Annotated in this window: 9 protein-coding genes; 6 read left to right on the forward strand and 3 right to left on the reverse strand. The window is 56.4% G+C overall.

What is annotated here, in order from left to right; translation table 11 throughout:
• Positions 1 to 15: 15 nt before the first annotated feature.
• Genes HS103_18295 through HS103_18305 form a run of 3 tightly spaced genes read left to right on the forward strand, consistent with a single transcriptional unit; the run spans position 16 to position 3,855 of the window.
• On the forward strand, positions 16 to 2,340 hold the full coding sequence (locus HS103_18295; GenBank protein ID MBE7514746.1) for a serine/threonine-protein kinase: 2,325 nt from the start codon (positions 16 to 18) through the stop codon (positions 2,338 to 2,340).
• 8 nt (positions 2,341 to 2,348) lie between these two features.
• Positions 2,349 to 3,488 (forward strand): glycosyltransferase family 4 protein, encoded by a 1,140-nt coding sequence (locus tag HS103_18300; GenBank protein MBE7514747.1) that lies wholly within the window; start codon positions 2,349 to 2,351, stop codon positions 3,486 to 3,488.
• Positions 3,489 to 3,522: 34 nt separating this feature from the next.
• On the forward strand, positions 3,523 to 3,855 hold the full coding sequence (locus HS103_18305; GenBank protein MBE7514748.1) for a hypothetical protein: 333 nt from the start codon (positions 3,523 to 3,525) through the stop codon (positions 3,853 to 3,855).
• 17 nt (positions 3,856 to 3,872) lie between these two features.
• Here HS103_18305 and dusB read toward each other — a convergent pair whose 3' ends face one another.
• The 3 genes from dusB to carB form a co-directional block, all read right to left on the reverse strand.
• Positions 3,873 to 4,892 carry a tRNA dihydrouridine synthase DusB gene (gene dusB / locus HS103_18310; GenBank protein MBE7514749.1) on the reverse strand — a complete coding sequence of 340 codons (1,020 nt, stop codon included), beginning with the start codon at positions 4,890 to 4,892 and terminating at the stop codon, positions 3,873 to 3,875.
• A gap of 113 nt (positions 4,893 to 5,005) precedes the next feature.
• Positions 5,006 to 5,887, reverse strand: coding sequence for a hypothetical protein (locus HS103_18315; GenBank protein MBE7514750.1), 882 nt, complete (start codon positions 5,885 to 5,887; stop codon positions 5,006 to 5,008).
• A gap of 275 nt (positions 5,888 to 6,162) precedes the next feature.
• Entirely contained in the window at positions 6,163 to 9,384 is a 3,222-nt protein-coding gene (gene carB / locus HS103_18320; protein MBE7514751.1) for a carbamoyl-phosphate synthase large subunit, read from the reverse strand.
• Between the two features lie 214 nt (positions 9,385 to 9,598).
• Between carB and HS103_18325 the strand changes: the two genes are divergently transcribed.
• From HS103_18325 to HS103_18335, 3 genes are all read left to right on the forward strand, one after another.
• Positions 9,599 to 10,237: a redox-sensing transcriptional repressor Rex gene (locus HS103_18325; GenBank protein ID MBE7514752.1), complete on the forward strand. Its 639-nt coding sequence runs from the start codon at positions 9,599 to 9,601 to the stop codon at positions 10,235 to 10,237.
• Between the two features lie 110 nt (positions 10,238 to 10,347).
• The gene (locus HS103_18330; protein MBE7514753.1) at positions 10,348 to 11,163 is read left to right on the forward strand and encodes an NAD+ synthase; all 816 of its coding nucleotides are present in this window, start codon (positions 10,348 to 10,350) and stop codon (positions 11,161 to 11,163) included.
• Positions 11,164 to 11,223: 60 nt separating this feature from the next.
• Positions 11,224 to 12,003, forward strand: a complete 780-nt coding sequence (locus HS103_18335) for a DUF3298 domain-containing protein (protein ID MBE7514754.1) — start codon at positions 11,224 to 11,226, stop codon at positions 12,001 to 12,003.
• Positions 12,004 to 12,196: the final 193 nt, after the last annotated feature.

The following is a 12,196-nucleotide window of genomic DNA, read 5'->3' on the forward strand; positions in this document are numbered from 1 at the left end:
AGCGGAGGCGGGGACGTGTCAGATTTGAGCGGAGCGCAGATTGGGAATTATCGGATAGTCGGCTTGCTTGGCAAAGGCGGGATGGCAGCCGTCTATCGCGCTCAGCAGTTGAACATCAACCGCGAAGTGGCGATCAAGGTCATTAAAACAGAACTTGCTAATGACCCAGAGGCGATTCAGCGCTTCAAACGCGAGGCGGAGACTGTCGCTGCCATGCGCCACCCGCATATCGTCAAGCTGTTCGATTACGGGCAAGAAGGCGATACGATTTACCTTGTCACCGAGCTTATGCCCGGCGGCAACCTCGGTGATCTGCTCCGCCAAGAGAAACTCACCGCCGCCCGCGCCCTGAGTCTGATCCGGCAGATTGGGGACGCCCTTGATTACGCCCATATGCGCGGGGTGATCCACCGCGATTTGAAACCAGCAAATGTCCTTCTTGACGAGCAAGGGAATGCCTTCCTCACCGATTTCGGAATCGCCAAATTGGTCGATGTTTCCTCAATGACGCTTACCCAACCCGGAACGGCGATGGGGACGGCGGCTTACATGGCGCCTGAACAATGGGTAGGACAGCCTGTAGACGCCCGCACCGATTTATATGCCTTTGGGATCATGATCTACGAACTGCTTGCCGGGCGGATGCCTTTTGACGCCGACACACAGCACGTTTTCATGTTCAAGCATGTTAACGAGCCGCCCATCCCGATTCAATCGCTGAATACGAGTCTGCCGCCAGCCCTTAATGAGGTTATGACGCGGGCGCTGGCAAAACACAAAGAAGATCGCTATGCCTCTGCCCATGAGACAACAGAAGCAATCCTTGAAACTTTTGGCGCGGTAGGGGCAACAGGGGTCCGCCAGATCACCAGCAACCTTTCTCAAACTGCATTAGGGCAAATGGGCGCAGCAACGTCATTGCGCGGTCCAGCGCCAGCCATGCCCACCGCTGATGACGAGGTAGTGGCAAAGCGCGGAGGTTCACCGCTGCCTTTGATCCTTGCCGCCGTCGCTGCTATTGCCGTGATTGCAGTGGTGGGATTATTCGTCATAAACAACAATAACAATGCCATCGAAGCTGTTTACCGCTGGCAAACACAAACGGCGGTGGCGGCGTGGGAAACAGCAACCGCCGCCTTTGTCCCTAGCGAGACTCCAACACTCACCCTCACATCATCGGTCACGCCGACGGAGACTCCCACCGCCACCTTTACGCCCACCGAAACACCGACGATAACCCCCAACCTGACGGGGACGGCAGCAGCCCATGCCAACGAAACCTTCGCCGCGCAGAGTGGGCAAACTGCTACCCAAGCGGCGGCGCATCAGACCGACACCGCCCAAGTGATCCGTCTGACGGAACTTTTTCAGACGGCGCAAGCGGTGATCTTCCTTGACCTGACAAGTACGGCAACGCTTTGGACGGCAACGCCCACCTTCACCCCCACCCCGACAAACACATTGACCCCAACGCCTACCTTCACACCATCGAATACCCCGACAGAGACCTTCACGCCCACGCCTACGCTCACCTTCACACCCACCGCGCCGCCGCCCTTGCCCACCGATAAAATCGTGTTCACCTCGGATCGGGAGGGCGTTAACGCCTTATTCACCATCAACCCCGATGGGACGGGTCTAACGCGCATTCAACCACCCGACTCGGCACAGCCGGCGTGGTCGGCAGACCATACAAAGGTTGCCTTTATGCGTTGGATGGGGCGGGCGGAACTCTACATGGCAAACGCCGATGGCGGAGGACGACGCGGTGTTTTTGCCGGGCGTGTGGGGGCATGGTGGCCCTCGTGGTCGCCCGATGGGATGGCGATTGCCTTCACCTTAGGGAATGACCCAGCCTCTGGCGAGATTAACATCATTGATGCCGGGGGGACAGAGTACCGCCAGTTGACAAAGACAGGGAACACCGCTGGCTTTGCCGTATGGTCGCCCGATGGTCAGACAATTGCTTACGTCGCCCGCCCCGATGGGGTGGGGAGTATCTACACCATCTCCGCTTATGATCCCAATGCACAGCCGCAACTGATCATGCGCGATGCCGAAACGCCATCGTATTCCCCGGATGGATCGCAGATTGTCTTTTCTTCCAAGCGGGATGGACGCTCCGACATTTACATCATGAACAGCGATGGATCGAATGTGCGGCGCATTACCTTTAACGATCTGTATAATTACGAGCCGCAGTTCTCGCCGGATGGTAATTACATTGTCTACACTATCCTTGCCGGGCAGCAATGGTATCTAGTGATCTCAACAACGGACGGGGCATACGTGCGCACCGTGATCAAAGATGAATTCAAAAACGCCGAATCGGATTGGTAGCGCATCCCTTGCATATCGCCTTTAATGCTTGGTTTTGGAATCAGCCCTACTCTGGAAGCGGGCAATACCTCCGGGCGCTTGTCGCGGCGCTGCGGCGCTTTCACCCCGCGCTGCGGCTCAGCCTCGTCCTACCGGGGGAGCGTTCAGCCGATGTCCCCACTGAGGTGAACACTGTCGCCCTAAAGATAGGGCGCGGGCAGCTAGGGAAGGTGCTGTTTGAACAACGGGCATATCCCGCGGCTGTGCGCCGCCTCCGCGCCGATATTGCCCATGTCCCCTATTGGGGCGCACCGCTCAGCAGTCCGGCGCGGCTGATCGTCACCGTGCATGATGTGATCCCGCTCAGCCTCCCCGTCTATCGTGGTGGGCTGAGTGGGTCGTTTTACTTCAGCCTTGTCCGCGCCAGCGCAAAGGGTGCCGGACATATCCTGACCGACTCCACCTTTTCCAAATCGGAAATCATGGCATATATCGGCGTCCCCGCTGAGCAGATCACAGCGATCCCCCTTGCTGCCGGAGAGATGTTCCATCCCAAACTAGGGGCAGAGCGCGACGAGGCAATTCGTGTCAAATACACCCTCCCTAAAGAAGGTTATGCCCTCTACTTGGGCGGCTACGACATTCGGAAAAATGTCCGTGCGCTAATTGCCGGCTATACCTTTGTGGGTCCGTCTGCGGGCGATCAGTACCCGCTCATCCTTGCCGGAAGCCCGCCGACACAATGGGGATCCGCCCGCTTCCCTGACCTTCCAGCGGAAATCGCTGCCCGCCCCGGATTGGATCAATGGGTGCGTTGGATTGGGGCGGTAGCAGAGGAGGATAAGCCAGCGGTCTACCGTATGGCGCGGGTGTTTGTGTTCCCAAGCCGTTACGAAGGCTTTGGCTTGCCACCCTTAGAGGCAATGGCGTCGGGAACGCCCGTCGTCGCTGCCAATGCCTCCTCCATCCCAGAGGTCGTCGGGGAAAGCGCCTATCTAGTCGATCCCGACGATGCCCGAAAAATGGGCGGGGCGATCATCGCCGTGATGATTCAAGATGATCTGCACGCCAGCCTGCGAGCGGCGGGCTTGGCGCGGGCGACGGCGTTCAGTTGGGAACGCACCGCCCGCGAGACCGTCGCTGTGTACGAGGATGTCATGCGGCGGTAGCGTCCATTCAAACACCAGAAAGGGTGGATGGGTCGTGACTGATCACCAAAACTACGAAGCCATTGAAAAAGTTCGTCAGCAAATCATGCGCCTCCGTGAACTGCTGGCAATACTGACCCAAACCGTGCGCGACGGTGAAGGGCGCTATGCCCAGCTTTTTTCGGCTTGTTCCGAGGAGGATAAGCAGCGTTTGAAGGAAAAAGACTTGCAGTGGAAAGCTGCCGAGCATCTTCTGACGAATCGCGCCGCCCTGAGCCGAACCGCCTTACACCTTCGTATAGCCACCAGAGATATATCGCGCAGTTTTGAGGAACTCTACGACATTATCGAGAGTCCCCCCGACGCACTAGACGAAATAGACAGCTAGAAAAGACTCCGCTGTCCCTACACCGCTGCACCCTCCAACACTGGGGCAAAAATCGCTACAACATCTGCCATGTTCTCCGCCTGCATCAGCCGATCTCGCATGAGGGCGGCATGGGGTGTCCCTAAGTGGTATTTTGTCAACTGCCCGCGCAGTTCATGGACGGTGCGCTGCTCGCCAATCCGCGAGGTTTCCACCGCCAACCGCGCATGGCGAAGCGCCGCCGCCGCTAAATCGAGCGCTGTTGGTGGGGGGAGGTGTTCGCCCGTCCGCATGTAATGGGCAATCTGCCGGAATATCCAGGGGTTGCCGAGCGCCCCCCGCCCAATCATGACGGCATCACACCCCGTCTGGCGGAACATCCGGGCGGCGTCCTCCGGTATCTTAACATCGCCATTCCCAATCACCGGAATCCCTACTGCCGCCTTCACCTCCCCAATAATTCCCCAGTTTGCCTGCCCGCTGAAGCCCTGCTGCGCCGTCCGCCCATGGACAGCAATGGCGCTGACGCCGGCTTGTTCCGCTGCTCGCGCAAAAGGGACGGCGGTCAAGGTGTCGTCATCCCAACCAGCGCGAACCTTCACCGTGACGGGGACATTCACCGCCCGCACTACCGCCTCAACCACCGCCGCCGCCGTGCAAACATCACGCAAGAGCGCCGCACCTGCGCCCGTCTTGGCAACCTTTGGCACCCAACAACCCATGTTGATATCCACAATGTCCGCGCCCAGATCGACCACGAAGCGTGCCGCCTCTGCCATAATGACTGGATCAGCCCCGTAGAGTTGGACGGCGAACGGGCTTTCTGTGGGATGCCAATCGAGCATGTCGTTCGTTTTTTTGCTTTTGTAATGGATTGCCTGCGAACTGATCAGTTCGGTACAGACCAAGCCGCAGTCGCCCATCTCCCGACAGAGGGCGCGGAGGGGGTATGCCGTCTGCCCTGCCATGGGGGCAAGCGTCAGCGGCATTTGAATCTGAACAGCCCCAATGGTGAAAGGGGCAAAGGGGGTCAATAGGGAGAAAGGAGTCACTGTCATGTCCTGAATACCATCACCTTATGCTGTTAGGTGAACACCGTTAAGATTTATGGTTAAAATATCCATCATTCCCTTAACGGTGCAAACCGAACGATGGCAGAGGCGCATCGGGCTTAGGGCGAGTTCCGCCACAAGAAGCGGTTTAGGCGGAATTCCAGCAAGCGAAAGCCAATGCGTTGGTAGGTGCGAATGCCCATCTCGGAAGCGAATAAGACACCGTAACGGTAGCCCTCGGCACGCGCTTCCAGCAGCGGCTTGAGCGTAATCGCCCCGCCAATGCCCTTGCCGCGTGCCTCGGCAATGGTTCCCACCCCATAAACAGCAGCAACTCCAGCCCCATTAAAGAGGATGTTGGAAGCAACGGGCTTGCCATCTAGCTTGCCAATAAAGATGCGCCAGGGGGTGCGCCCGATCCCAATATGGAGGGTGGCATCTACCCATGCTTGTCCTGCCCATTCGGGTATTTCGTAACTTTCGAGGAACACCTTTTTGAAAGCGTACAGGGCGGTTTCGTCCTGCACTTCCTCAATGACAAACCCTGATGGGACTTGGGTAAGGGCGTCTTCGTTCATCTGACGAAGGTCGGCAGCCATGCCCGGTGCGCCCAAACTGGTCGATTTGATCCCCGGCGCCAGCGCCTCCATCTGCGCTTCCATCGAGAGTAAGCCGCGCCCTGTCAAACGCAGACCCAAATCGCCTGGGGTGGTTAGGGAGCTTGTCCACCAAAAGAAGAAGGGGGCATTTCGCGCCTTGAACCACGCAATCGTTTCGTCAATGGCGCGGTCAGCCTGATCCGCATTGAGGCGTGTTCCCCAAACACCCTTAAACATGGGATTTGTGGGAGCGCTGAAATGACGACAAAGCACCTCTGATTCGTCTAGCTGCCCTTCAGGTAGGTTAACAGCCATTGCCCGAAAGAGATCATAGAGATTTTCCTCAACGGCAGCCGAAAGTTCGGCGTCTGAGGGGGAGGCTAGGATTGTATGTGTAGGCATTACTTTAGTTTATCCTTGCCTTTTTCTATGCCTAAAACTGAGTGTTTTTGTGAATGTTTTGGCAATCGAACTGTCTATCGATTGCTGTGCGACATGGGAAAAGTATAATACCAAAACGAGAGGGAGAGGGGGCTTCCCCCTCAAACCCCTCTTTAGATTTAGAATCCCTACCCCTCCCTCTTCCTTTACCTGTGGGCGAAGGGAAAGGGTCGGACGACTTTTTCCTTCAAGCCCCGCAGAGGTAGTTGATCTCACCCCGGCGCTTTGGCAGGGGGTCACTCGATGCGATTCACCGCGTAGTGCTGTTGCAAACTGCGCACCCGCAGAGGCTTCCGCCGGAGGGCGGTGATCCCCAACACAGATGCTTGTGCCGCCGTCAGGGTGGTGATGATCGGGATGCGGAAACGGTAGGCAGCGTTCCGAATGGCGATTCCATCATCGTGGCTTTGCCCTCCATACGAGGTGTTGATCACAATGTGGATGCGCCCATCGCGGATCATATCCAAGATCGCCGTTGAGCCTTCGCTCACCTTCCCCACAGACTCAACGGGCAAGCCGACTTGGGTGAAGTAAGCCGCCGTCCCTTTGGTGGCAATGATCGTGAAGCCCATCCGGTGAAGATCGCGGGCGATCTTCGCGGCGGCGCTTTTATCAAAATCGTTCACCGTGATCAGCGCTGCGCCTGAGATGGGGAGAGTCATATCCGCCGCGATCTGCGCTTTGGCAAAGGCATGTCCAAACGACGAGGCGTGACCCATCACCTCGCCCGTGCTGCGCATTTCAGGACCCAAGCGAGCATCGGCGCCGGTGAGCTTGCGGAAGGGCAGCACTGCCTCTTTGACAAAAAAGCCATCAATGAGCGGCTCACGGGTAAAGCCAATCTCGGCAAGCGTCCGTCCGGCGGCAATCATCGCCGCATAGCGAGCAAGGGGGATGTTCGTCGCCTTGCTGACGAACGGTGTCGTCCGGCTGGCGCGGGGATTCACCTCTAGGACGTAAACGACATCCGATTTGATTGCCAACTGAATGTTGAACAAGCCGCGCACGCCCAACGCCAAGCCGATCCGCTCGGTGTATTCGCGGATTTGATCAAGGTAGTAGTAGCTGATTTTGTAGGGGGGCAGCACACAGGCGCTATCGCCGGAGTGAATCCCCGCTTCCTCAATATGCTGCATGATCCCGCCAATGACGACGCGTTCCCCATCACACAGAGCGTCTACATCCACCTCAAAGGCATCGTCAAGGAATTCATCGATGAGGACGGGTTTTCCATCCCACTCAATCTCATCCTGCGCCAAGACCGCATCCAACGCCGGACGGTCAAAACAGATTGCCATACCTCGCCCGCCGAGGACATAACTGGGGCGCACCAAGACGGGGTAGCCAATCCGTTCGGCGGCGGCGGTCAGTTCTTCTTTGCTCTGCGCGGTAAAGCCAAGCGGCTGCGGAATATCCATGCGGCTCATGAAGGTGTTGAACAGGTTGCGATCTTCGGCGCGTTCGATTGCCTCAATGGGCGTTCCCCAGATTGGCACACCAGCATCGTGCAGTTGGCGGGCAATGTTCAGCGGGGTTTGCCCACCAAAGCCGACCAGCACGCCGACGGGTTTTTCTTTCTCGATGACGTTCATCACATGCTCGAAGGTGAGCGGTTCAAAATAGAGCCGATCTGCCGTGTCGTAATCGGTGCTGACCGTCTCCGGGTTGCAGTTAATCATGATCGTCTCGTAGCCGAGATCGCGCAGGGCGAAGCAGGCATGGACACAACAATAATCGAACTCAATCCCTTGCCCAATGCGGTTTGGTCCGCCGCCTAAAATGATCACCTTCTGGCGTTCGGTGGGGGCGGCTTCGCAATCGCGTTCGTAGGTGCTGTAGAGGTAGGGGGTGAATGCCTCAAACTCCGCCGCGCAGGTATCGACGCGGTAGAAATTGGCGACGGCATGGGGCAGGCGCAGACGGCGGATAGTCTGTTCATCGGTCTTGAGGACTGCCGCCAAAAAGCGATCTGAAAAGCCGAGTTCTTTGTACCGCCGCCATTCCGTCGCGATGAGCGATTCCGCCGTTCGTGCGGCTGATTCCAAGGCCGTCCGTGCCGTTTCAATCGCCGCTAACTGCTGGACAAACCACGCATCGTATCCGGTCAAGCGGCTGATGGTCGCTTCGTCCGTCCCATTGCGGAGCATAAGGGCAACCTGTTGAAGGCGCTGCGCCGTTGGCGTGGCGATCTCGGCAAGAGGAACGTTGTAGGCAGCATCGTTGGGTTTTGCCCCAAAGCCAAAAACGCCGATCTCTAAACTGCTGATTGCCTTTTGGAGCGCTTCAGGGAAGGTGCGTCCAATCGCCATGACTTCCCCAATTGCTTTCATTTGGGGTCCGAGGGTGTTATCTGTCCCCCGAAACTTTTCAAAGTTCCAGCGGGGAATCTTCACCACGACGTAATCTAGAGAGGGTTCAAAACTTGCCTTTGTCTTGCGGGTGATGTCGTTGGTGATCTCATCAAGCGTGTAGCCAACGGCAACCAACGCGGCAATCTTGGCAATGGGGAAGCCCGTCGCTTTGCTTGCCAACGCCGAGGAGCGCGACACACGGGGGTTCATCTCGACAATCAAGACCTCACCCGTCGCCGGATTGATGGCGAACTGTACATTTGCCCCGCCCGTCTCCAGTCCTACACGGCGGATGATCAGCCGTGCCATATCGCGCAGGCGCTGCATCTCGCGGTCTGTGAGGGTTTGGATGGGGGCAACAGTGATGCTATCCCCGGTGTGGACGCCCATCGCATCAAGGTTTTCGATAGAGCAGACGACGACGAAGTTATCCTTCCTGTCGCGCATGATCTCCAGCTCATATTCCTTCCAGCCGACGACAGATTGATCGACCAAAATTTGGTGGATGGGGCTTTCGACCAGCCCAATATCGGCAAGGCGGTGCAGGTCTGCGGCGTTTTCGGCAATCCCGCTGCCTGTCCCGCCTAAGGTGAAGGACGCCCGCACCAAGACGGGGTAACCCACCCCCTCGGCAAACGCCAAGGCCTCCTCAACGCTTGTCACAGCGCGGCTGGCGGGCATGTTCAAGCCGATTTCCGCTATTGCCCCTCGAAAGCGATCTCGATCTTCGGCAATATCAATCGCTTCCGCCGTCGCCCCGATCATCTCGATTCCATAGGTATTGAGTGTTCCATCACGAAAGAGCGCCATTGCCAGATTTAGCCCCGTTTGCCCGCCCATTGTGGGGAGGATGGCGTCTGGCTTTTCTTGTTCGATGATCAGGCGTAAAACATCGGGGGTGAGCGGTTCAATGTAGGTGACATCGGCAAAATCGGGATCGGTCATGATCGTTGCCGGATTGCTGTTGATCAAAATGACACGGTAGCCTTCGCGCCGGAGTGCTTTGCACGCCTGTACCCCACTGTAGTCAAACTCGCAGCCTTGCCCGATCACAATCGGACCTGAACCGATCACAAGGATCGTGTGAATGTCTGTACGTTTTGGCATTGCCCCTCAAGCGTCTAACCCAACCTAAAACCCGATCCCTTAGGATAACGCAAAGCGGGGGAAAAATCCGCTCCCATTTGATCGGCACATTTGTGCATGGTACACTATGTACGTCGTTTCACAAATACAACTTTTCGCGCACAATGCGCAGCATTTAACGAACGAAACGTTCCCCAACCCGAAACGAACCATCACATGGTAAAGGCAAAAGCATATGGCCACGCCAACGAAATTTGCTGATATTCCCGATATTGTGATCGGGCGCTTGCCGATTTACCTCCGGGCACTGACGCAGATGCAGAGCGCCGGACAGCAGATTACCTCGTCCCACGAATTAGGGCAGCGGCTTGGCATTAGCTCAGCACAAATCCGCAAAGACCTCTCCCACTTTGGGGAATTTGGCAAACAAGGGACGGGCTACCAGATCACCCATCTGATTGCCCAATTAAAACAGATTTTGCAGGTGAATCATGAGTGGGGGATGGTGATCGTTGGGGCAGGTGATCTGGGGCGGGCGCTGGCACACTATCGGGGTTTTGCCGCACGCGGGTTTCGCGTTGTGGGTGTCTTTGATAACGACCCAACGAAGCTGGGGACAGGCAACAGCGAATGGCAAGTGATGCCCATTGACAGCATGGCGGAGTTTGTGCGAAGGCACAAGATCAAGATTGCTATGCTTGCCGTCCCTGCCGAAAGCGCTCAAGCGGTATGCGATACATTGATTGAGTCGGGGGTTCGCGCCATTTTGAATTACGCGCCGATTACGCTCGTCGTGCCGTCCGATGCCTACGTGGAGTACATCGATCCGGTGATGCACCTGCAACACATGACCTACTACCTGAAGCCAGATTAGCCCTTCGTTCCAAATGGGATTAGGCTTTAGGCGTGAGTGTGTCCGTCAAAGGGATAGAAGAAATGATAAGAGTTATTATCGGAAAAAGCGTCAAGCCCGATGTGGGGGAGATGCTGGCGATCAACACCGATCTCGCCCATCAGGTGCTTGTTGAATTCATCCGCGATGCGGTGAGGAAAGTGGGATTCTCCAAAGCAGTGATCGGGCTTTCAGGGGGAATTGATTCGGCGCTTTCGGCGGCGTTGGCGGTGGAGGCGCTTGGGGCGGAAAATGTCCTGTGTATACGGATGCCCTATAAGACCTCCTCGGAGGGCAGCCTGATCGATGCCCAGACATTGATTGACCAACTGGGGACGCCTGCTGACACAGTGGATATTTCGCCTATGGTCGATCCCTTGATCGCCCGCTTTTCCGATATGGACGGGCTGCGGAAGGGCAATATCATGGCGCGGATGCGGATGATCGTCCTCTACGATCAATCCGCTGCATGGCGAGGGTTGGTCATTGGGACAAGCAACAAAACCGAGGCACTCCTCGGCTACACCACACTTTATGGCGACAGCGCCGCCGCCCTTCAACCGATTGAGGATTTGTACAAGACCCAGATTCGGCAGCTTTCCGCGGCGATGAACATCCCTGCCTCTATTCTGACGAAACCCCCCTCGGCGGATTTATGGTTAGGGCAAACCGATGAGGGTGAGCTTGGCTACACCTATGCTGAAGTGGATAAGGTTCTCTATTTGCTGGTTGAGGGACGTTACAGCGTGGAGGAGATAGCCGAACAGGGCTATGATCAAGCGTTCGTGGCGAAGGTGTGGCGGCGGGTACGGCTGAATCATTTCAAGCGGACGATGCCGAATGTGGCAAAGCTAAGCCGCCGCAGCATTGGGCATGATTTTCTCTATATGCGTGATTGGTCGGGGTGATTTGCCCACAAGAAGATTGCCCTGTTGGGTGATGATTGTTTGTTGAAAGGATTTTTTCTGATGAAACGGCTTGCTTTGATTCTTGTTCTGCTGTGCGCGGTGTGTGTCTTAGGCGTTGTCCCTGTTGCCCGCGCCGATGATCCAACCTCGTTCGTAACGACGGAGATTGTTATCCCTGCACCGGATGCCGAGGGTCCGACCTACTTAAAAATCACCGTCCAGATGGATGCCCCACCTCGCGCTCGTTTTCGGATGGAATTTCCCAATTTGATTGATGGCGACGGGGTGAATGGTTTCAACACGGCGATCAATGGGTTGATCACGGAATCATTCAGCGCGTTTAGCCAGAGTCTGGCCGAAAACGACACCAACATCCCACTGACAGATGTTTCCAGCGGCAGTTTTTTCCAATTGACAACGGAGAATCTGTATTGGGCGGCTGATCTGCTCAGTGTCAAACTCACTTTTGGCTACTACTATGCGGGGGCAGCGCACCCTTCCAGTTTTAGCCGTACCCTCACCTATAGCCAAACGCTGGACAAAGCGTTGGCGCTGAGTGATCTATTCATCGCCAAGAGTGATTACCTTCAGCAGATAGCTGCGTTTTGCCAAAATGATCTCAAGGCACAGGATTTCTTAGTGTTTCCCGATGGGGCAGAACCCAAAGCGGAAAATTACCGGAGTTGGAATCTGACGGGGGAGGGGCTGCAAATTAACTTTGACGACTATCAGGTTGCACCGCACGCGGTGGGTCCGTTGACGGTGGTGATTCCCTACTTTGACTTGGCGCAGATGGGGATTGTCGATCCTGAGGGACCCATTGGGACATTTGTTCAATAATCACAGCGCCCATCGTTAACACTCTCTCTGGCAAAGAGAGGGGCAATCAGAACGCCTAAATACGCCTCGCCCCTCTCCACAATGGAGAGGGGAAATGAATTTTCTCTGCCGCACCTGTATTCTGTTTTAAGCCCCAATAGAGCGGATCACCCCCAGCACGGTGACCTTAAGTCCTGCGCCCTCCAGACAAACC

This window comes from Anaerolineales bacterium (assembly GCA_015075625.1).
Classification (GTDB): Bacteria; Chloroflexota; Anaerolineae; order Aggregatilineales; family UBA2796; genus UBA2796.